This window comes from Afipia dichlorophenoxyacetatis, from assembly GCF_055386385.1.
In genome coordinates, this window is sequence record NZ_AP029250.1 from 1,523,226 (window position 1) to 1,543,171 (window position 19,946).

Sequence of the window (19,946 nt, forward strand, 5' to 3'; positions counted from 1 at the left end):
TATGGCTGATCTGGCAATCATGGTGGCGCCGAATGGCGCCCGCAAAGGCCATGCCGAACATCCCAATCTTCCGATCACGATTGAAGCCACCGTGAAGGATGCGCTCGAATGCCAGGCTGCCGGCGCGCAAGCCATTCACTTGCACGTGCGCGACGATCAGGGCAAGCACGCGCTCGATGCTTCGCGTTACCTCGCGGCAATAGAAGCGGTGCGGAAAGCGGCGGGGCCGGATTTTCCCATCCAGATCACCACTGAGGCGGTGGGCATGTTCAAGCCGCACGAACAGATCGCGGTGGTCAAGGCTGTGAAGCCGGAGGCCGTCAGCATCGCGACGAAGGAGCTGATTCCTGGGGCAAGCGAAGAGGCCGCGGCCGCAGAGCTCTATCGCTGGGCTTACGACAACAAAATCGCCGTACAGCACATCGTCTACATTCCAAGGGAATTCGATCTTCTGCTTGATCTGATGAAGCGCGGAATCGTGCCGGGAGAACGTCATTCTGTCATCTTTCCGCTCGGACGTTATGCGAGCGATCAGGAAAGCGATCCGGCGGAACTCGTGCCTTTCGTGTCCAGGGTTCAGGACAACGGCGGTGTAGCGCGGTTCGATTGGTGGACCTGCGCTTTCGGCGCCTCGGAAACGGCGTCGCTGGTTGCGACCGCTGCGCTCGGCGGCCACTGCCGCATTGGCTTTGAGAACAGCTTCATCAATTCCGATGGCAGCCGCGCGGCAAGCAATGCTGAACGCATCAAGGACCTGCAGGCAGGGCTCCACAGCATCCGTCGCCCGCGCTCCTCGCGGGCTGACATCATGCGGGTGCTCGGTCGGCCCCAGTAAAGTGAACTAAGTCTTTCCGAAGCTGCTCGAAAATTGAGCTAATGACCGGCGCTGCCCCGCACGAGAATTGTGCGCCGCATCGCCGGTCATTTTGCTTGCATTCCCTCTCATATCGCATTATTTATCAGGTGATAAAATAAGCGGTATCCGCTAACGTCTGGGAGTGCAGATATGAAAGTCCTCGGCTTTAATCATCTGTCCATTGGTGCCAAAGATCTGGAAGAGTCGTCGCGCTTTTATCAGGCCGTGCTGGGCATGGAGCTGATTCCGACGTACAATTTCGGCTTCAAAACCAAGTATCTTCGCTGCGGAAATTTGCAGCTTCATCTGTTTGAACTTGAAGACAGTATTCCAGTTTATCAGCATTTCGCGGTCGACGTGGACGACTTCCATGCGGTTTACGAGAAGGCGAAGGCCCTCGGCGTACTGGATTCCAAGGCTTTCCGTAATCCGGTGAACGAGTTGCCGGATGGTTGCGTGCAGATGTACCTGCGTGATCCCGCAGGCAACCTGCTCGAAGTCGATTGGCCGGACGTGACTACGCTGGATCGGTCGCGTATCTCGGAAATGAAGCTGTTGTCCGAGTTCGCGACGCAGGATGATGAGGGACTGAAGGCGTCTCTTTACCTCGACCGTCCGCACATGAAGCCGGACATCGCGAAGAAGACTACGGCGAGCTGAGGCTGAGGGAGAGATTGATGTCAGGGACCATCCACAAGCTCGATCTCGATCGGCGCGCCAGCGGCCAGGATGCTGCATACGCCGAGATGCTCGAGCGTGCTCACGCCCTTGTTCCGAAGCTGCGTGAACGGGCATCCGTCACCGAAGAGATGCGGCGGTTGCCACCCGAGACCGAACGCGAGCTTCACGAGGCAGGACTGTTCAGGATCCTTCAGCCCAAGCGCGTCGGTGGATCGGAATTCGATTACGTCGCGCTGGTAGATTTCGCTGACGTCATTGCCTTGGCGGATGCCTCGGTGGCCTGGAACCTCGTCAATCTTGCGAGTCATCACTGGATGCTCGGCATGTTTGACAAACGCGCGCAGGACCTGATCTGGAATGAGGACGTCAATGCGCTGATCGCATCGTCTTTCATTTTCCCCGCAGGCCGCGCCAAGAAGGTTGCGGGTGGCTATACCCTTTCCGGGCGCTGGCCGTTCTCGTCGGGCGTGAACTCCAGCACGTGGAATATGCTGGCGGGTATCGTGTCATCCGATGATGACGCGGATGGCGTCGAATACCGCATCTTCCTCCTCAAGCAGGACGATTACAGGATCATCGACACCTGGAATTCGACCGGCCTCAAAGGGACAGGCTCCAACGACGTCGAAGCCAAGGACGTGTTCGTTCCTGATCACATGACGCTGGCGGTGCGGGATGTTGCCGGCGGCCCCACGCCGGGAAGCGCTGTGAACCCCGGTGCGCTCTACGCATTGCCGGTCTTCGCACTGTTCGCCTTCGTCCTGTCCGGAGCGGGTCTCGGCAACGCGCAGGCCTGCCTGGATGATTATATCGACATCGCGAAACATCGGGCCTCGACTTATAACCGTGCGAAGCTCGGCGACCTGCAGACGACGCAGATCAAGATCGCAGAAGCCTCGGCGAAGATCGACGCGGCGCGGATGATCATGCGCCGCACCTGCATCGACGCCATGGCGGATGCGCGCAAGAGCTACATCCCGAAGATGCCCGAGAAGACGCGCTATCGGCGCGACGGCGCCTTCAGTGTTAATCTTTGCACGGAAGCCGTATCACTGCTGTTCGCGGCCAGCGGTGCGCGTGGGCTCTACACGACCGGCGCGCTGCAGCGTCAATTCCGCGATGCGCACGCCATCAACGCGCACATCGCCTTCAGCTTCGACGCCGCAGGCACGAATTACGGCCGCGTGGCGCTTGACCTTCCGTCCGAAAACTTGACGTTGTGAGGAGGGTGGATGGCAGTCAAACCGCAACATCCAACCGAACCCGGCAACGAACTGGCGAGCGATAATTCGTCCATCGATCCCCGGGATTTCCGCAACGCGTTGGGATCTTATGCAACGGGGGTGACGGTGATCACCGCCGCGGCTGAGGATGGCACGCTGGCGGGCCTTACCTGTAACTCCTTTGCATCGGTATCGCTGAACCCGCCGCTGGTGCTGTGGAGCCTTGTGACCTTTTCGCCGAGCATGAGCATTTTCCAGAACGCCAGTCACTTCGCGATCAACGTCCTGGGGGCGTCCCAGCAGGCACTGGCCAAGCAGTTTGCAACTCCTTCCAACGACAAGTTCTCGGGGGTGAGCTGGCGGCCGGGGTTGGGCAATGCGCCGGTGCTGGCCAATGCCGTTGCTACCTTTGAATGCCGTAGTGCCGACCGTTATTACGGGGGCGACCACGTAATTTTTCTTGGTGCTGTCGAAAGCTATGCTTACAACCGTACCGAACCGCTGCTGTTCGCGCAGGGGAGATTCGGGCACTTTGTATCCGAGGCATAACTTCAACGGGTCTTCATGAAAAAGAAATCATCGTCGACGGTTGCGCGTGTCAAACAGAAACGACTGTCGCCTGAGGACCGGCGCCAGGAGTTCGTGCGCAAGGCGACGGAGTTCTTTTCGGAAGAGGGTTTTAACGGCGGCACCCGCGAACTGGCCCGCCGGCTCGGTGTGACCCAACCGCTCCTTTATCGCTACTTCCCGAGCAAGGAAGAGCTGATCAAGGAAGTCTATAACAAGGTCTACCTCGAGCCGCTCGACAGCGGTTGGGAGAAGCTTCTCACTGATCGTTCGCGACCAGTTCGGGATCGGCTGCTGCAGTTCTACGAGAACTACACCAACGTGATCTTCACCCGGAAGTGGCTACGGATCTATCTGTTCTCAGGCTTGAAGGGCCTGGATATCAACCGTTGGTACGTCGGCGTTGTGCGCGACAAGATCCTCACCCGCATCATCAAGGAATGCAGGTTCGAGGCAGGACTCCCAACCCAAGCCAAGCCGTCAGCCGCCGAGCTGGAAATGGCGTGGGTTTTCCACGGCGGTATCTTCTATTACGGCGTACGCCGGTTCATCTACGAGATGCCCGCACTTCAGGAGAAGCACGAGGTCATCGCCAACGCGGTCGACGGCTATCTGGCCTCGTTTCCGCGTGCAAACGGAAACGGGACCAAACGTGTTGCCGCGAAATCAAATCGCCTCAATGCGACCGCTGACCGCTGATTTCTGGATCGCCTCGAACGTTCGTACATTCGCAAGCATCTGCTCGTAAGGCACGGGATACGTTCCCTGACCTTGAGCAGCCCGGGCAAAAGCTTCCAGGTTGTCACGTACGGCCGGGTGCGGCTGATAATACGCCGTTTCCGGAGCCTGATTGCGAAGAACGCGGGTCACGTCCCAACCCGTCGGGTTTTCAGGATGAGTGCGGTCGCGAATTTCCATCCAGCCTTTCGAGCCCAATAGCGCCAAGCGCCCCATGAACGGCGTTGCCAGCACGGCGTTCAGCGTGGCGGTCGCGCCGCTCTGAAAGCCGATGGTGATCGAGAGCGTATCGCCATTGGCGAAGTGACTGCCGAGGGTGGCGAGCCGCGCCCAGACATGGGTCGGCGTGCCGAGCATCGAGATCGAAAGATCGACCAGATGAATGCCGGTGGCGGACAATGGTCCGACCGGATTCACGTCCTTTGACAAGCGCCAATTGTCAGCAGGCAGGCTCAGGAATTTGTCCTGGCTGAAGTTTCCTTCCAGCACGAGCGCGTTGCCGAATTCACCGTCAGCGAGGCGCTTCTGCATCTCGATGACCGCTGGTTCGAAGCGGCGTTCGTGGCCGATGGCAAGCTGCACCTTTGCCTGATGGACGGCGCCGATGGCACGCTCCGCGTCGGCTGCGGTGGTGCACAGCGGCTTTTCGCAAAACACGTGCCGACCGGCTTTCGCCGCGGCTTCGATTTGTCCGGCGTGATGCTCTTGCGGGGTGCACAGGATAACGGCCTCGATATCCTGCCGCGCTAACGCATCTTCAAAACGGGACGCGGTCTCAATGCCAAGTTCTGCAGCTTTGGCCCGCATGGGTTCGAGAGGATCGATGCCCAGCACAGGCTTGATGACGTCGCTGGAGGCGAGGCTGCGGGCAATGGTTTGCCCCCACCAGCCCAGCCCGACGATAGCGGCCCGGATCATGACTTGTTACTCCACGAATTTTTAGATCTTGGCCATCTGGCCACGATACCAGTCGCCGATTTCGCTCGCGGTCATCAGGGCAACGCCCTCATGGCTAACGACGTAGTCGAGTAACTGCTCGAGATATTTGATCCGGTGCGGCACGCCCGTGATGTAAGGGTGGATCGAAATCGCCATGACGCGGGCATTGTCGTTGCCTTCGAGATAGAGCCGGTCGAACTGGTCCATGCTCCGCCGCAGGAATTGATCCGAAGGCATGTGGTGCAGGGCATGCACGACGATGTCGTTGGTCTCGACCGTATAAGGGATCGTGGTGATCGTGCCGTGCGGCGTCGCGATGTCCTGCGGAAGATCGTCGATCACCCAGTCCGCGACATATTCAATACCGTTGAGGCGAAGTAGATCGAGCGTCTCTTCGGTCTCAGTAAGACCAGGGCTTTCCCATGACCGCACCGGCTTGCCTGCGAATTCCGCGATGGTGTCGACGGCGCGCTTGATGGCGTCGCCCTGATTTTCAACCTTGTGCATGGGGCCCTGCAGGAAGCCGTGTCCCATGAACTCAAAGCCTGCATCGCGGGCAGCTTCAGCGACGCGCGGATAGGAGTTGCAGACGTTGCCGTTGATGGCGAGCGTCGTCGGAATGTTTCTGTCGGTCAGCGCCTTCATCTGCCGCCAGAAGCCGGCGCGCATTCCGTATTCATGCCACGACCAGTTCGGCACGTCGGGCAGCAGCGGCTGTCCCATCGGTGGGCTCAACACGGTGCGCGGCATGTTGTTTTCGATCCGCCACTCCTCAACGTTGAGGATGACCCAGACGGCAAGCTTCTTGCCGCCCGGCAGAGTCAATTTGGGACGATCGATGAGGGCTTGATAGGGAACGCGGTCAGAGAGAGCCAAGGGGAAATTCCTGTTTGTTCTTGTCGTTACTCTGCGGCTTTCTGCTTGGGCGAACCGGCATTGACCAGCGGCAGAACCTTCTCCGCCGCGAGGATCATGGATTTGCGTCCAAGATCCCGGTCTTTCCAATCCTTGCCTGCGTAGAGCAGCGTGCCAAATGTGCCGACTTCTTCCTGGAAGGCAAGTATCTGATCCGCGACGCTGTCCGGCGTTCCATAAATGATCAACTTTTCGCAGATCATGTCGAGTGTCACTTCATCGTCAGGTTGATCGCGGCGCGTCTTGAAGAGTTCGATGCGACCGTTCTTTTTCAGTTTTGTGAACAGTGAGCGGTAGTAGTTCACGTACGGACCGTTCGGGTCGAGCGCGTAGGCCTTGGCGGTCGGGGCATCGTCCGCCACGAACACGCTCTTGGCCACGCGCCAATTAGCTGGATCAGCGGCGCGTTTGCCCAGTTCGCAGCCCTCGACATACTTCGGCCAGTGGCTCTTCACCCACGCTGGCATCAGGAAGTTCGCCGAGATCGGGTCCCAGCCGCGAATGGCGGCTTCAGTGACACCCTTGGAGAAGGGCGCGACAGCCGTCACGACAATCGGAGGATGTGGGCGCTGTAGTGGACGCGGGATGTAGCCCTGGCCGATCTCCGGCATCTGCGTCCGCTCGGTCGACACCGTCCAGTACTTGCCCTTCAAGTTATAGGGCGGCTCGCCCGACCAGATGTTGAGCACGTGATTGATGGCTTCAACGAACATTTCGTTGCGGTTGGCGTCAAGGTTGCCGAACAGTTCCGCGTCCGAAAGCAATCCACCGGGGCTGATGCCGAAGATGAAGCGCCCATCGAGCATGTGGTCGAGCATCGCGATATTGGCGGCGATGGCAGCCGGATGCTGGTTCGGCATGTTGACTGTGCCGGTTCCAAGCTTGATTTGCTTGGTGGCTGCAGCGATCCAGGCGAGGAACGTGACACAAGAGGTGATGTTCTCGGCCTTGTCCGTGACGTGTTCGCCGACATAGGCCTCGGTGAAACCCAGCTCGTCCGCCAGCAAGAACGCCTCGCGATCCTCCGCCAGGGTCTGACGCCAGTCCTTGTCGAGGGGGTGGATCGGCATGGTGAAGAAGCCAAGTTTCATAATGCATTTCCCACGTTGAGTGCCTGTTACCCCAAGAGTAGCGATTGTGAGCTATTAGAAAAATGATTATTCCTACTTGTTTGCATTACAAAATTTGATGGGAAAAATGGTCTCTCTGCGCCAAATCAATTCGTTCGTTGCCGTGTACGAGGAAGGCTCGTTCACCTCGGCCGCCGCACGCGAGGGGGCGACGCAGTCCGGGATCTCCCAGCACATCAAGCAGCTCGAGACCGAACTTGCGGTGCTGCTGTTCGAGCGGAACGGCCGTGATGTCGAGCCGACCCTGGCGGGCAAGACCTATTATCGTGAATGCGTCGAGGTGCTGAAGAAGCTCGAGGCCGCGCACCAGAGCGTCGCCATCAATCGAGTCCATGGCGCTATACGGGTCGGCCTGATGCCGACTTTTACCCGATCGATCCTTGCGCCGGCGCTCGATAAATTTCTCAGCACCGCGCCGGGATCGGAGATCAGCGTCACCGAGGCTTATTCCGGTGTCCTGACCGACATGATCCTGAAAGGCGACCTGGACTTTGCGGTGGTGCCCGCTTTCGAGGGCGCGGTCGGCATCTCCCATCGCCTTCTCGCGCGGGACCGGGAGATGTTGGTCCGCGCCAGGAAGGGCAAGCGCAGCCGCCATGATTTAACGCCGGTGAGGTTGTCCGAGGCTGGACCGCTGAAGGTGGTATTGCCGGGCCTGCAGAACACGCGCCGCCGCAATATCGAGACCTACTTCGCCACCAATGGCGTTACCGTCGCGCAGCGGCTGGAGCTCGATGCCATGATGGGCACGCTGCAATTTGTCGCAGCGAGCGATTGGGTCGCAATCCTTCCATTCCTGATGATGGTGTCGGATTTAGATAGCAGCGAATTCGATGTGAGGCCGCTGGAAGATCCGCCTTTCTTTTCCGAGTTCGTTTTGATTGAACCCGCGCGGAAAGTGATGTCGCCGGCCGCGGCACTCTTTGCCGACATCCTGAAAACCGAAGCAGAGCAGGCGCAGCGGATCTTTCGCGAACGCTTTGGCGCGCCTCGTATCTCCCGAAAATAGTGGTCCCCAAAAAAAAGACCGATGGGTCTCTTTTCATGGTGCAATGCGGTAACTTTCAAATTGGTAATTTGTCGCAGAGCATTCATGCAGATAATTTGCTTTGAATCCCTGCGAGTTGCGTCGTGCGGGCAATGCGGCAAAGAGTTTGTTTGTCGTTCGGAATTCATTCATCGTATCGGTGTTTGGAGCCGGATCACGAAATAATCGTTCGATAAACAAGCTTGACCTTTTGGGTCCGGCACCGTCTAATCCGCGCCGAAGCCCTAAGAGTTAAAACGAGGCGAGGGAGGCCTGCCGGAATGAAAGCTTCGGCTTTCAGCTATACGCGTGCATCGAGCGTGACTGACGCTTTGAACTTGCTTGCACAGTATGGTGACGATGCGAAGGTTCTGTCCGGCGGGCAGAGCCTGATGCCGGCGTTGAACCTTCGGCTGTCTGCCCCTGCCTGGATTGTCGATATCGGGGCGATTCCTGAATTGCAGGGCGTTTCCGTGTCCGGTCAGGTCCTGCGGATCGGCGCGCTGACGCGCCATGTCGACATCCTCAAGTCGCACGAGATTGCGCAACACGCGCCGTTGTTGAGCGAAGCCATGGCACATGTCGCCCATCCGGCCATCCGCAACAAGGGCACGCTCGGCGGAAATCTGGCGCACGCCGATCCTGCTTCCGAAATGCCGGCCTGCGTCATCGCGCTCGATGCGACGATCGTGGTTCAGGGACAATCGGGCGAGCGGCGCATTCCCGCGGCGGATTTCTTCACCGGGATTTACGAGACGGTGCTCGCACCGGGTGAGCTGCTTGTTGCGGTCGAAATACCAGTAAAGCGGCCGCATTCCGCGCACTTCTTCCATGAATACGCGCGACGAAAGGGTGATTACGCCATCGTTGGCCTTGGGGCGTCCGCCGTTCTTGATGGAGATCAATTTGCCGAGCTTCGTCTCGGCTTTTTTGCTGTCGGCGAGAAGCCATTGCTCGCGACGGCCTCGAAGCATCTCATCGGCAAGCCGGTGACGCCTGCGGTGCTGGCGGAGGCGCAGTCCGCGCTCGACGACGAGCTTGATCCGCAGGAGGATCAACAGGCGACAGCCGGCATGCGCCGCTACCTTGCCCGTCAACTGATGGCGCGATGCGTCGCGGAGTTGCTCGGTCGTCCGGAACTCAATGCGGGAACCGCCGCATGACAGCTCCGGTGGCGATCTCGCTCACGGTGAATGGCGAGCGCGTTGATGCGCAGGTCCTCCCGCGGCTTAATCTTGCAGATTTTCTGCGCGAGCAGCTCAGTCTCACCGGTACTCATGTCGGCTGCGAACACGGCGTGTGCGGTGCCTGCACCGTTCGCGTCAACGGCGACATCGTGCGCGCCTGTCTGCTGTTGGCCGTGCAGGCTGAAAACGCCACGGTGGAGACGATCGAGGGATTGTCTGACAGCGGCGAGATTGCAGACCTTCAGACCGCGTTTCGCGAGCGCAACGCGCTGCAGTGCGGCTACTGCACGCCGGGCATGTTGATGGCCGCGCAAGATATTCTGGCGCAGAACCTTGATGCTGATCGCGATCAGATTCGGGAGCATCTCTCTGGCAATTACTGCCGCTGTACCGGCTATCATGCGATCGTCGATGCTGTGGAAGCGACGGCGAAGGCGAGAAAGGAGTTGCGTAGATGAGCAATTCCGATCTTCGGCCCGGCCTGTCAGTGCTGGACCGTCCGAATTCCTATATTGGCAAGACCGTTCCGCGGCCCAATCTCGAGCGGTTGACGCAGGGGCGCGGCGAATACGTCAGCGACATGGTGCTGCCGCGGATGGCGCACGTCGTTTATCTGCGCTCGCCGTATGCGCACGCGAAGATCCTTGGTATCGACGCCACTGAGGCAAAGACAATGCCGGGTGTCATCGCGGTGGTGACCGGTGTGGAACTCGCGAAGGTGATTTCGCCGTGGGTCGGTGTTCTCTCGCATCTGAAGGGACTGAAGTCCGCGCCGCAGCATGCCATCGCCGTCGATCGCGCGTGCTGGCAGGGCGAAGCGGTCGCGGCGATCATCGCGACCAGTCGCGCCTTGGCCGAGGACGCCGCTGAACGAGTCGTTGTCGATTATGAAGAGCTGGCGCCGGTTACGAACATGCGCACCGCGCTCGATGCCGAGACGCCGGTGATCCACGATGTGCTCGGCGATAATCTCGCTTTCGAGCGTAACCTTGATGCGGGCACCGTCGATCAGGCTTTCGCGGCTTCGGATGAAGTCCTCGAAGCGGAGTTCGTGTTCGGCCGGCACACCGGCGTGACGCTCGAACCGCGCGCCGTGATTGCTGATTGGAATCCCGGCAGCGAACGCCTGACGATTTATCTCGGCACCCAGGCGCCGCATATGATCCAGAACATCGCCGCGAAGCATCTGGAGCTCGATGAGGCCCAGGTTCGTGTGGTCTGCAAGGACGTCGGCGGGTCGTTCGGCATCAAGGTCCACATCTATGCGGACGAAATGGCGACTTGCGCGCTGTCGAAGCTGCTGCGCCGTCCGATCAAGTTCGTTGCCGACCGTGTCGAGAGCTTCAACACCGACATTCATGCACGCGATCACGTCTGCAAGGGCCGCATCGGCGTCAGCAAGGACGGCACGATCAACGCGTTCGAGATCGATGATCTGACCGGCATCGGTCCGTATTCGATGTATCCTCGCACCAGCGCGATCGAGGCCAATCAGGTCGTCAACCTGGTGGGTGGTCAATATACCACGCCGAACTATCGCGCCCGCGCGCGCGTTGTGTTCCAGAACAAGAATGTCACCTGCCAGTATCGCGCCGTCGGTCATCCGATTGCGTGTTCGGTCACCGAAGGGTTGGTGGATCTTGCCGCGCGGCGGATCGGCATGGATCCTGTTGAAATCCGCCGCCGTAATCTGATCCGCGATGACGCGTATCCCTGCGGTTCGCCCTCGGGCTTGAAGTTCGAGGCGCTTTCGCATCACGCCTCCCTCGACAAGCTGATATCGATGATGGACTACAGCGCGCTGCGGGCCGAGCAAGCTGAGCTGCGCAAGCGTGGCATCTATCGCGGAATTGGATTGGCCAGCTTCATCGAAGTGACCAATCCAAGCGCTGCATTCTATGGTGTCGGTGGTGCGCGCATTTCTTCGCAGGACGGCGTCGCGGTTCGCCTGGATGCGACCGGCCGCGTAATTTGCCAGACCAGCCTCACCGAACAGGGGCAGGGATCAGAATCGCTCACAGCGCAGATCGTCGGCAGTGTGCTCGGCGTCTCGATGGAGCGCGTGCGCGTGATCCTGGGTGATACCGACAACACGCCATACGGCGGCGGCACGTGGGCGTCGCGCGGTGCGGGCATTGGCGGTGAGACAGCGTTGCAGGCCGCCAAGGTGCTGCGCAAGAACATCCTCGATGTGGCTGCGGCCATCCTGCAATCAAAGCCCGAAGCGCTGGATATTGTCGATAATTCGGTGGTCGATGCCGCAGGCGGCCAGCAGCGCATTGAACTGAACGAACTCGCGCGGATCGTCTACTTCCGTCCCGACACCTTGCCGCCCGGTTTCCAGCCCGAATTGATGGCCACGCGCCACTTCGTGCCGCGTGAATATCCGTTCGCTTTCACCAACGGCGTTCAGGCTTCCTACCTTGAGGTCGATGTGCAGTCGGGCTTCGTCAAGCTGTTGAAGCATTGGGTGGTGGAAGACTGTGGCACGATCATCAACCCGCAGCTCGTGGACGAACAGATCCGCGGTGGCGTGGTGCAAGGCCTCGGTGCCGCTCTTTATGAGCACTGTATCTATGACGAGCGCGGCCAGCTGACCAACGCCAACATGGCGGATTATCTTGTGCCGATGGCGGGCGAGATGCCGGACATCGCGGTTGGCCATGTCATTTCCCCGACGCTCGAATCAGAGCTAGGTGCGAAGGGAGCTGGCGAAGCGGGCACGGCTGGCGCTGCAGCGGTGGTGACGAACGGCGTTAACGATGCACTGTCGCCGTTCGGCGTTGAGATCACTGAAATCCCGTTGACACCACGGGTCATTCTGACCGCGCTTGGGCGCATCTGAGAAGTTTCACAGGACAACGAGCAATCACTTACGGAGGAAGAATATATGACGAAAAGAAACGGTTCTAAGCTTATTTCGCGCCGCCGCCTGCTGACGACTGCAAGCGCTGGTGCTGTTCTTGCGGCATCGCCGTTCCGCATCAACCTGCTTCAGGCGCAGGAAGCCACCATCAAGGTCGGCTTCCCCGTGCCGCTGACGGGCCCGTACGGCACCGAGGCGCAGGATCAGGTGCGCGCTGCCGAAGTCGCGATTGCCGAGTTCAACGAAAACGGCGGTCTGAACGGCCGCAAGGCTGAACTTCTGGTCCGTGACGACAAGCTCAATCCAGGTGAAGCCGCGACCCGCACGCTCGAACTGATCGAAAAGGAAAAGGTCAATTTCGTCGTCGGCAGTCTGTCGGCCGCTGTGCAGCTCGCGGTGAACAACATCACCAAAGAGCGCAAGGTTATCTTCAATTCGATCAGCCAGTCCGACACCATCAACGAAGCGTCGGATTTCAGCCGCTATACCTTCCATGAAGCGCTCAACCCGCACCTCACCGCAGGCGCGGTCGGCCGTTACGCGTTCCCGAAGTTTGGCAAGAAGGTTGCGTTCCTCACCGCTGACTACGCCTACGGCCACGAAATGGTCCGTGGCTTCCAGTCCGCAGGCAAGGCCTTCGACGTCGAAACGCTGGTCGACATCCGTCACCCGCTCGGCATGACCGACTTCTCGGCGCTGCTGCCGCGTATCCAGGCGCTCAAGCCTGACATCCTCTGCATCAGCAACTTCGGCCGTGACCAGCAGATCGCGCTGAAGCAGGCCACCGACTTCGGCATGAAGAAGTCGATGAAGATCGTCGCTCCGATCCTGCTCTACACCGGCCGCGTCGCAGCGGGTGCACAGGCGTTCGATGGCGTCATCGGCGGCACCTCGTATTACTGGGGCATCGAAGACAAGATCGCATCGGCGAAGGCGTTCAACGATCGCTTCCGCAAGCTGCATAACGGCAAGGTTCCGTCGGACTACGGTGCGCTCGGTTACGGCGGCGTGCGGACGCTGCTGGAAGGCGCGAAGGCTGCCGGCAGCCTGGACGCGGACAAGGTGATCGAAGCTGTGGAAGCCCTCAAGTACGACTACTACAAGGGCCCGCAGTACTATCGAAAGTGCGACCACCAGTCGGTGCAGTCGGTCCTCATCATCGAGTCGAAGGCGACCCCGCAGAAGGGCGACGCCGACGTGTTCAACGTTATCGAGACCGAAGCTCCGAACGACGCCAACCTGCGTTCGTGCGAAGCGCTGGGTCACAAAGCCTAATACTGAAAGACGCGCGTCCCTCGGGGACGCGCGTTCCATTTGGAGATATCTATGGCCGGCCTGAGTTTTGATCTAATCGCGCTGCAGCTGTTCACGGGAGTGGCGCTCGGTGCGATCTATGTGCTGTTCGCCATTGGCTTGTCGCTGATCTTCGGCATGCTGACCGTGGTGAACTTCGCACACGGTGCGTTTTATATGGTCGGAGCTTACGTCGGCCTCTTCCTTGTTTCGCTGGGCGGCAACTTCTGGCTCTGTCTGGTCACTGTTCCGCTTGTTGTCGGAACGATCGGTCTCGTGGTCGAGCGGTTCCTGATCCGGCCACTGTACGGGCGGGGCATTGACTATCCGTTGCTGCTGACGTTCGGCCTCAGCTACGTGATGGTGGAACTGATCCGCATCGCGTTCGGCAAGAGCGGCTACCCGTTCGACACGCCGGAACTGCTGCAAGGTGCGGTCAACATCGGCGTCGGCTATTTCCCGATGTACCGTTTGTTCATCATCGGCGTTGCCGTTGTCGTGCTGCTCGGGCTCTGGTTGTTCCTTGAGCGCACCAGCTTCGGTCTCATTATCCGTGCCGGCGCCCGCGATCCGCAGATCGTGCGCGTGCTCGGAGTCAACGTCGCTCGGGTCTGGCTGTTTGTGTTCGGTATTGGCACCGGCATCGCCGGGCTGGCAGGGCTGCTCGCGGCCCCGCTGCAGGGCGTCATTCCGGAAATGGGATCGACCATCCTGGCCGAAGCTTTCGTCGTCACCGTGGTCGGCGGCATGGGCTCGATCGGCGGTGCCGTTATCGCGGGCCTTCTTGTCGGCGTGGTCGTCAGCATGACCTCGCTCTTCGCACCGGAAATGGCCAAGGTTTCAATCTTTGCCTTGATGGCAATTGTTCTCCTCATCCGTCCGCAAGGCTTCTTCGGCCGTGCCGGACTCATGAGCTGAGACGAGTATCAGACCATGAACGACGTTTCTCAGACTTTGACGCAACCGAGCGCCGCGCAAGGCAATTGGTTCGAGTTCGCCAAGCGCCACCGCTCGCTGCTGGCCAGCCTCTTCGTGCTGGTGTTCCCGCTGATCATGCCGTTCACCGCGCTGGCGGTGAACATCCTGATCTACGGGCTCTACGCGCTCGGCTTCAACCTGCTGTTCGGTTATCTCGGCCTGCTGTCGTTCGGACACGCAGCCTTGTTCGGCACAGGGGCGTATCTCTGCGGTATTGCGATCGTGCACTTCGCGTTGCCTTGGTACGCAGCGATTGCCATTGGTGTTCTCGGCGGTGCCCTGATGGCGGCCGCTATCGGTGCCCTGGCGATCCGTACGCGTGGCATCTACTTCGCCATGGTGACGATGGCTCTCTCGCAGTGCGTCTACTACCTGTTTTATCAGGCGGTGGACTGGACCGGCGGTGAAAACGGTCTGCGCGGCATCAACGTACGCGATATCAACATCTTCGGCCTGAAGTTCGACTTCATCAATCCGATGACACGTTATTACGTGGTCGCAGCGTTCGTGATCATGGCCTTCTTTGTGCTGTCGCGCATTCTGGCGTCGCCATTCGGCGCCGTCATCGAGGCTGTGCGCGAGAACGAGGCGAGAGCGCGTGCGTCGGGCTACAACGTGATGCTGACCCGTCTCGTCACGTTCATTCTGTCAGGCGCTTTCTGCGGTCTCGCAGGTGCACTGGCGGCATTGCACCTCTCCATCGTTCCGATCGAGATCATGCACTACGAGACCTCCGGCATGGCCGTGATGATGTCACTGTTGGGTGGCATGGGCACGTTCTTTGGTCCCTTCGTCGGCGCAGCGGTGTACCTGCTCCTGGAAAACCTCGTTTCGCTGTGGACTGTGCACTGGCAATTGATCGTCGGCGCGGTCTTCGTGATCTGCGTCCTGTTCTTCCCAGCCGGCATCTGGGGAACCATTTTGAAGCGGATGAAGCAATGACGGCCTCGGCAAATCAATCTTCGCAGGTGATCCTGCGAACCAACGGCGTGAGCAAGTCGTTCGGCAAGTTCAAGGCCCTCTCCAACGTCTCCGCGGAGTTCAACCGCGGAGCCATCACCTCGATCATCGGCCCGAACGGCGCCGGCAAGAGCACCTACTTCAATGTGTTGTCGGGTGCCTTTCCTCCGTCAGCCGGCAAGGTCGAGTTCGAAGGGCGTGACGTCACCAATGTGCCGCAGCATCAGTTCGCGCATATGGGCATCGCCAAGTCGTTCCAGATCACGAACGTGTTTCCGCTTCTGACGACGCGGGAAAATGTCCGTGTCGGCCTGCAGGCGTTTGTCTCGCGTTTCGACATGTGGCGTCCCCGCGCCAAGCTGCCTGGTTTGGTCGAGAAGGCCGATGAGCTGCTTGCACTCGTTGGTCTCTGGGATCGGCGCGAACGGCTCGCCAAGGAATTGGCTCACGGCGAACAGCGCGCGCTGGAAATAGGCATGGCGCTGGCGGCCAATCCCCGGCTGTTGCTGCTGGACGAGCCGACAGCGGGCATGAGCCCCGAAGAAACGCGCGTGATGATGGATCTCATCGTCAAGCTCGCGAAGGAACGAACCGTCATTCTGGTCGAGCACAAAATGAAACTGGTGATGGGAATCAGCGATCGCATCCTGGTTCTTCATCACGGGGAATTGCTTGCACAAGGCACGCCGACCGAAGTACGTCAAAACGACCAGGTCAAGCGCGTCTATCTTGGCCAGCGGGAGCACTGAAGCAATGTTGCGCGTCGAAAACCTCAATGCCTGGTACGGTGCCAGCCATGTGCTTCAGGACATCAACTTCGAAGTCAAACAGGGCGAAATCGTCTGTCTGATCGGCCGCAACGGCGCCGGCAAGACCACGACGCTGCGCTCCATCATCGGCCTGCTCGACAAGACAAGCGGGAAGGTGGAGTTCAAGGGACAGCAGGTGCTGGGCCAGCCCGCCCACATCCGCTTCGGTCTTGGACTTGCCTACGTGCCGGAAGAGCGCCGCATCGTGCAGGGGCTGACCGTGCGCGAGAACCTGCGCCTCGGACTTGTTGCATCGCCTGACAAGAAGAATGAAGCCCGGCTGATCGACGAAATCGCTGAAATCTTTCCGCGTCTGAAGGAGCGTCTCGACCAAGAGGCGGTCACGATGTCCGGCGGCGAGCAGCAGATGCTTGCCATCGCGCGTGCCACGATCGCGAAGCCGAGCCTCATCATGCTCGACGAGCCGTCAGAAGGCATCATGCCGGTGCTCGTCGACGAAATGTTCGAGTTGTTTCGCAAGATGAAGTCGGAAGGCACGACCATTCTTCTGGTGGAGCAAAACGTCGAATTAGCGCTCGGTATCGCCGACCGCGCCTATGTGCTGGATCAGGGCTCTATCGTTCACCATGACACCGCAACGGCGTTGCTTGCCGACGAGGAAGTCAAGGAGCGTTACTGCTCGGTCTGATCAAAATGGGGCGGTTCACGCCGCCTTGCGCCGTTTAAATTATCGTTCGATAAATAAAAGAGGATCGAAAATGAAAGTCGACAGAGCTGCAATCTACGAAGCTGCCAAGAAGCTCTCCAACTGGGGACGCTGGGGTGCCGATGACCAGATCGGAACGCTCAACAACGTTTCGCCCGAAGACGTCATCAACGCCGGCAAGCTGATCAAGAAGGGCAAGGTGTTTGCACTTGGCCTCGACCTGAAGGAACCAATCCAGTCGGGTCTGTTCGGCGGCCGTTGGAACCCTATCCACACCATGCTGGCAACCGGCACCGACGCTGCAGCCGGCAATCAGGACGTTCCGTCGCCATATCTTCGTTACGCGGATGACGCGATCAACATGCCTTGCCAGGCGTCGACCCAGTGGGACGCGCTCTGCCACATCTTCCTCGATGACAAGATGTACAACGGTTACGACGCGAAGCTGGTCGATGCGCGCGGCGCAAAGAAGCTCGGCATCGAACACACACGCAACAAGATGGCCGGCCGTGGCGTTCTGCTCGACATCGCGCGCTTCAAGGGCGTGGAGTCGCTCGATGACGGTTACGCGATCACCAATGCCGACCTCGATGCCTGCGCCAAGGCGCAGGGCGTTGAAATCCGCAAGGGCGACTTCGTCATCGTCCGCACCGGTCATCAGGAGCGCTGCCTGAAGAAGAAGGACTGGAGCGGATACGCCGGCGGCGACGCGCCGGGCTTGGCATTCGAGACCTGCTATTGGGTCCGCGAAAAGGACATTGCTGCGATCTGCACCGACACTTGGGGCTGCGAAGTGCGTCCAAACGAGACCAAAGAGGCCAACCAGCCCTGGCACTGGGTCGTGATCCCGGCCATCGGCATTTCAATGGGCGAAATCTTCTATCTGAAGGAACTGGCCGAAGACTGCGCCCAGGATAAGGTCTACGAATTCTTCTTCACGGCGCCGCCGCTGCATCTGCCGGGTGCCGCTGGTTCGCCGATCAATCCTCAGGCCATCAAGTAATCGCGGAGAACAACAATGGCAAAATTTCTCAAGCGCGGCCGTGACGCCGCACAGCGGGCCGAGGACGACACCAAGGTCCGCAACACAGTGGAAGGTATTCTCGCGGACATCGAGAAGCGTGGCGATGCCATGGTTCGCGAACTGTCGGTGAAGTTCGACCAGTGGGATCGCAAGGACTATCGGCTCACCGACGCCGAGATCAAGGACTGCGTGTCCCAGCTCTCGCAGCGAAACATCGAGGACATCAAGTTCGCGCAGGAGCAGGTGCGCAACTTTGCGCAGCATCAGCGCGAGTCCATGAAGGACATCGAAGTTGAAACGCTGCCGGGCGTCGTGCTTGGCCACAAGAACCTCCCGGTCAACTCGGTTGGTTGCTACGTGCCGGGCGGCAAGTATCCGCTGCTGGCCTCTGCGCATATGTCGGTGATCACCGCCAAGGTGGCGGGCGTTCCGCGCATCATCACCTGCGCACCGCCGTTCCAGGGCAAGCCGGCACCGGCCATCGTCGCCGCTCAGCACCTCGCAGGCGCCGACACGATCTATTGTCTCGGCGGCATCCAGGCGGTTGGCGCCATGGCGCTCGGCACCGAGACCATTGCCCCGGTCGATATGCTCGTCGGTCCGGGCAACGCGTTCGTCGCTGAAGCCAAGCGTCAGCTCTACGGCCGCGTTGGCATCGACCTGTTCGCAGGCCCGACAGAAACGCTGGTCATTGCGGACGAGACTGTCGACGGCGAAATTTGCGCAACCGACCTCTTGGGGCAGGCTGAACACGGCGCGAATTCGCCGGCCATTCTGCTGACCAACTCCGAGAAGCTCGCCCGTGACACCATGGCCGAGATCGAGCGCCTCCTGAAGATCCTGCCGACCGGTGCTGTTGCCGCCAAGGCGTGGGAAGACTACGGCGAAGTCATCGTCTGCGACTCTGAGGAGGAGATGGTGAAGGAAGCGGACCGCATTGCCTCCGAGCACGTGCAGGTCATGACCCGCGATCCAGATTACTTCTTGAAGAACATGACCAACTACGGTGCATTGTTCCTCGGATCGCGCACCAACGTCGCTTACGGCGACAAGGTCATAGGCACCAACCACACGCTGCCAACCAACAAGGCGGCGCGTTACACCGGCGGTTTGTGGGTCGGCAAGTTCCTCAAGACCGTGACCTATCAGCGCGTGTTGACCGACGAAGCATCCGCCAAGATCGGCGAATATTGCTCGCGGCTGTGCATGCTCGAAGGTTTTGTGGGCCATGCTGAACAGGCCAACGTGCGCGTGCGCCGCTACGGTGGACGCAACGTGCCTTACGGGAGTGCTGCGGAATGAGCGCGCAGCCGCTACCGAAAACGCCGGCTTTCCGGCTCGACGGGCGGCGGGCTCTCGTCACGGGGGCGGGCCGAGGAATCGGTCTCGCTGCCGCGGCGGCGCTGGCGGAGGCGGGAGCGCATGTGACGCTCTGCGCCCGCACGGCCAGCGAAGTTGAGGAAGCATCAGAAGCCTTGCGTGCGAAGGACTTCTCGTCCGACGCACTTGCTCTCGACGTCACCGACGTTGCGGCGTTCCGCGCCGCGATCGATGGGCGCGAGGCTTACGACATCTTCGTCAACAACGCCGGCACCAATAAGCCGAATCCGTTCACCGACGTTCCGGTGGAGGATTTCGATCTGGTCATGAACCTCAACGTGCGCGCGGCTTATTTCGCGGCACAATCGATCGCCCGCCGATTGATCGCGGCTGGAAAGCCCGGTTCGATCATCAACATGTCCTCACAGATGGGACATGTAGGGGGCGTGAACCGCTCGCTCTATTGCGCCTCGAAATGGGCAATGGAGGGATTTTCGAAGGCGATGGCGATCGACCTTGCGCCGAAGGGCATCCGCGTCAACACGCTGTGTCCGACCTTCATCGAAACGCCGATGACGAAGCCGTTCTTCGAAAATGCTGCGTTCAAGGAAAGCGTGCTGTCGAAGATCAAGCTCGGCCGCCTCGGCACGGTTGAGGACTTGATGGGCGCGATCGTCTTCCTCGCCAGCGATGCATCGTCGCTGATGACGGGATCATCGCTGGTGATGGACGGCGGCTGGACCGCTGACTGACACTTTAATACTGC

General features: G+C 59.8%; 20 protein-coding genes. 17 read left to right on the top strand and 3 right to left on the bottom strand.

Translation table 11 applies throughout. From position 1 onward, the window contains the following. Window position 1: 1 nt before the first annotated feature. The 5 genes from ACZ5C3_RS07050 (at window position 2) to ACZ5C3_RS07070 (ending at window position 4,026) form a co-directional block, all read left to right on the top strand. Window positions 2–835: a beta-keto acid cleavage family enzyme gene (locus tag ACZ5C3_RS07050; RefSeq protein ID WP_464036382.1), complete on the top strand. Its 834-nt coding sequence runs from the start codon at window positions 2–4 to the stop codon at window positions 833–835. A gap of 171 nt (window positions 836–1,006) precedes the next feature. Beyond that, entirely contained in the window at window positions 1,007–1,516 is a 510-nt protein-coding gene (locus ACZ5C3_RS07055) for a VOC family protein (protein ID WP_464036384.1), read from the top strand. Between the two features lie 17 nt (window positions 1,517–1,533). Next, entirely contained in the window at window positions 1,534–2,760 is a 1,227-nt protein-coding gene (locus ACZ5C3_RS07060) for an acyl-CoA dehydrogenase family protein (protein ID WP_464036386.1), read from the top strand. 9 nt (window positions 2,761–2,769) lie between these two features. Further along, the gene (locus tag ACZ5C3_RS07065; RefSeq protein WP_464036388.1) at window positions 2,770–3,309 is read left to right on the top strand and encodes a flavin reductase family protein; all 540 of its coding nucleotides are present in this window, start codon (window positions 2,770–2,772) and stop codon (window positions 3,307–3,309) included. A 15-nt stretch (window positions 3,310–3,324) separates the two neighbouring features. Further along, entirely contained in the window at window positions 3,325–4,026 is a 702-nt protein-coding gene (locus ACZ5C3_RS07070) for a TetR/AcrR family transcriptional regulator (RefSeq protein WP_464036389.1), read from the top strand. On the opposite strand, the gene ACZ5C3_RS07075 is transcribed toward ACZ5C3_RS07070, so the two are convergent. The 3 genes from ACZ5C3_RS07075 to ACZ5C3_RS07085 are packed head-to-tail and all read right to left on the bottom strand — an operon-like array spanning window position 3,994 to window position 7,010. Beyond that, the gene (locus ACZ5C3_RS07075) at window positions 3,994–4,983 is read right to left on the bottom strand and encodes a Gfo/Idh/MocA family protein (RefSeq protein ID WP_464036391.1); all 990 of its coding nucleotides are present in this window, start codon (window positions 4,981–4,983) and stop codon (window positions 3,994–3,996) included. The genes ACZ5C3_RS07070 and ACZ5C3_RS07075 overlap by 33 nt on opposite strands. Window positions 4,984–5,004: 21 nt before the next feature. After that, the gene (locus tag ACZ5C3_RS07080) at window positions 5,005–5,880 is read right to left on the bottom strand and encodes a polysaccharide deacetylase family protein (protein WP_464036393.1); all 876 of its coding nucleotides are present in this window, start codon (window positions 5,878–5,880) and stop codon (window positions 5,005–5,007) included. A gap of 26 nt (window positions 5,881–5,906) precedes the next feature. Beyond that, on the bottom strand, window positions 5,907–7,010 hold the full coding sequence (locus ACZ5C3_RS07085) for an LLM class flavin-dependent oxidoreductase (RefSeq protein WP_464036395.1): 1,104 nt from the start codon (window positions 7,008–7,010) through the stop codon (window positions 5,907–5,909). 106 nt (window positions 7,011–7,116) lie between these two features. Here ACZ5C3_RS07085 and ACZ5C3_RS07090 point away from each other — a divergent pair, with 106 nt between their 5' ends. The 12 genes from ACZ5C3_RS07090 to ACZ5C3_RS07145 all read left to right on the top strand — a co-directional run bounded on the left by ACZ5C3_RS07090 (window position 7,117) and on the right by ACZ5C3_RS07145 (window position 19,932). Next, window positions 7,117–8,058: a LysR family transcriptional regulator gene (locus ACZ5C3_RS07090; RefSeq protein ID WP_464036397.1), complete on the top strand. Its 942-nt coding sequence runs from the start codon at window positions 7,117–7,119 to the stop codon at window positions 8,056–8,058. A 299-nt stretch (window positions 8,059–8,357) separates the two neighbouring features. Further along, a complete protein-coding gene (locus ACZ5C3_RS07095) occupies window positions 8,358–9,239 on the top strand; it encodes an FAD binding domain-containing protein (protein WP_464036398.1) in 882 nt (293 codons plus the stop codon). After that, window positions 9,236–9,721, top strand: coding sequence for a (2Fe-2S)-binding protein (locus ACZ5C3_RS07100; protein ID WP_464036400.1), 486 nt, complete (start codon window positions 9,236–9,238; stop codon window positions 9,719–9,721). Before ACZ5C3_RS07095 ends, ACZ5C3_RS07100 begins: the two co-directional genes overlap by 4 nt. Next, complete coding sequence (locus ACZ5C3_RS07105) at window positions 9,718–12,108, top strand: xanthine dehydrogenase family protein molybdopterin-binding subunit (protein WP_464036402.1); 2,391 nt, start codon at window positions 9,718–9,720, stop codon at window positions 12,106–12,108. Before ACZ5C3_RS07100 ends, ACZ5C3_RS07105 begins: the two co-directional genes overlap by 4 nt. Before the next feature lie 45 nt (window positions 12,109–12,153). After that, window positions 12,154–13,404 carry an ABC transporter substrate-binding protein gene (locus ACZ5C3_RS07110; protein WP_464036404.1) on the top strand — a complete coding sequence of 417 codons (1,251 nt, stop codon included), beginning with the start codon at window positions 12,154–12,156 and terminating at the stop codon, window positions 13,402–13,404. Between the two features lie 51 nt (window positions 13,405–13,455). Continuing rightward, window positions 13,456–14,340: a branched-chain amino acid ABC transporter permease gene (locus ACZ5C3_RS07115; RefSeq protein ID WP_464036405.1), complete on the top strand. Its 885-nt coding sequence runs from the start codon at window positions 13,456–13,458 to the stop codon at window positions 14,338–14,340. A 15-nt stretch (window positions 14,341–14,355) separates the two neighbouring features. After that, a complete protein-coding gene (locus ACZ5C3_RS07120; protein WP_464036407.1) occupies window positions 14,356–15,342 on the top strand; it encodes a branched-chain amino acid ABC transporter permease in 987 nt (328 codons plus the stop codon). Beyond that, window positions 15,339–16,109, top strand: coding sequence for an ABC transporter ATP-binding protein (locus ACZ5C3_RS07125; RefSeq protein WP_464036409.1), 771 nt, complete (start codon window positions 15,339–15,341; stop codon window positions 16,107–16,109). The genes ACZ5C3_RS07120 and ACZ5C3_RS07125 overlap by 4 nt, the downstream gene beginning before the upstream one ends. 4 nt (window positions 16,110–16,113) lie before the next feature. After that, on the top strand, window positions 16,114–16,818 hold the full coding sequence (locus ACZ5C3_RS07130) for an ABC transporter ATP-binding protein (protein ID WP_464036411.1): 705 nt from the start codon (window positions 16,114–16,116) through the stop codon (window positions 16,816–16,818). 70 nt (window positions 16,819–16,888) lie between these two features. Beyond that, a complete protein-coding gene (locus ACZ5C3_RS07135; RefSeq protein ID WP_464036413.1) occupies window positions 16,889–17,839 on the top strand; it encodes a cyclase family protein in 951 nt (316 codons plus the stop codon). A gap of 15 nt (window positions 17,840–17,854) precedes the next feature. Then, window positions 17,855–19,162: a histidinol dehydrogenase gene (gene hisD / locus ACZ5C3_RS07140; protein ID WP_464036415.1), complete on the top strand. Its 1,308-nt coding sequence runs from the start codon at window positions 17,855–17,857 to the stop codon at window positions 19,160–19,162. Beyond that, window positions 19,159–19,932, top strand: coding sequence for an SDR family NAD(P)-dependent oxidoreductase (locus ACZ5C3_RS07145; RefSeq protein WP_464036417.1), 774 nt, complete (start codon window positions 19,159–19,161; stop codon window positions 19,930–19,932). The genes hisD and ACZ5C3_RS07145 overlap by 4 nt, the downstream gene beginning before the upstream one ends. Window positions 19,933–19,946: the final 14 nt, after the last annotated feature.

Excerpts from the sequence above, each read along its gene's own strand:
- ACZ5C3_RS07050 (WP_464036382.1), top strand. The coding sequence starts at position 2 with ATGGCTGATCTGGCAATCATGGTGGCGCCGAATGGCGCCCGCAAAGGC.
- ACZ5C3_RS07055 (WP_464036384.1), top strand. The coding sequence starts at position 1,007 with ATGAAAGTCCTCGGCTTTAATCATCTGTCCATTGGTGCCAAAGATCTG.
- ACZ5C3_RS07060 (WP_464036386.1), top strand. The coding sequence starts at position 1,534 with ATGTCAGGGACCATCCACAAGCTCGATCTCGATCGGCGCGCCAGCGGC.
- ACZ5C3_RS07065 (WP_464036388.1), top strand. The coding sequence starts at position 2,770 with ATGGCAGTCAAACCGCAACATCCAACCGAACCCGGCAACGAACTGGCG.
- ACZ5C3_RS07070 (WP_464036389.1), top strand. The coding sequence starts at position 3,325 with ATGAAAAAGAAATCATCGTCGACGGTTGCGCGTGTCAAACAGAAACGA.
- ACZ5C3_RS07075 (WP_464036391.1), bottom strand. The coding sequence starts at position 4,983 with ATGATCCGGGCCGCTATCGTCGGGCTGGGCTGGTGGGGGCAAACCATT.
- ACZ5C3_RS07085 (WP_464036395.1), bottom strand. The coding sequence starts at position 7,010 with ATGAAACTTGGCTTCTTCACCATGCCGATCCACCCCCTCGACAAGGAC.
- ACZ5C3_RS07090 (WP_464036397.1), top strand. The coding sequence starts at position 7,117 with ATGGTCTCTCTGCGCCAAATCAATTCGTTCGTTGCCGTGTACGAGGAA.
- ACZ5C3_RS07095 (WP_464036398.1), top strand. The coding sequence starts at position 8,358 with ATGAAAGCTTCGGCTTTCAGCTATACGCGTGCATCGAGCGTGACTGAC.
- ACZ5C3_RS07100 (WP_464036400.1), top strand. The coding sequence starts at position 9,236 with ATGACAGCTCCGGTGGCGATCTCGCTCACGGTGAATGGCGAGCGCGTT.
- ACZ5C3_RS07105 (WP_464036402.1), top strand. The coding sequence starts at position 9,718 with ATGAGCAATTCCGATCTTCGGCCCGGCCTGTCAGTGCTGGACCGTCCG.
- ACZ5C3_RS07110 (WP_464036404.1), top strand. The coding sequence starts at position 12,154 with ATGACGAAAAGAAACGGTTCTAAGCTTATTTCGCGCCGCCGCCTGCTG.
- ACZ5C3_RS07115 (WP_464036405.1), top strand. The coding sequence starts at position 13,456 with ATGGCCGGCCTGAGTTTTGATCTAATCGCGCTGCAGCTGTTCACGGGA.
- ACZ5C3_RS07120 (WP_464036407.1), top strand. The coding sequence starts at position 14,356 with ATGAACGACGTTTCTCAGACTTTGACGCAACCGAGCGCCGCGCAAGGC.
- ACZ5C3_RS07125 (WP_464036409.1), top strand. The coding sequence starts at position 15,339 with ATGACGGCCTCGGCAAATCAATCTTCGCAGGTGATCCTGCGAACCAAC.
- ACZ5C3_RS07130 (WP_464036411.1), top strand. The coding sequence starts at position 16,114 with ATGTTGCGCGTCGAAAACCTCAATGCCTGGTACGGTGCCAGCCATGTG.
- ACZ5C3_RS07135 (WP_464036413.1), top strand. The coding sequence starts at position 16,889 with ATGAAAGTCGACAGAGCTGCAATCTACGAAGCTGCCAAGAAGCTCTCC.
- hisD (WP_464036415.1), top strand. The coding sequence starts at position 17,855 with ATGGCAAAATTTCTCAAGCGCGGCCGTGACGCCGCACAGCGGGCCGAG.
- ACZ5C3_RS07145 (WP_464036417.1), top strand. The coding sequence starts at position 19,159 with ATGAGCGCGCAGCCGCTACCGAAAACGCCGGCTTTCCGGCTCGACGGG.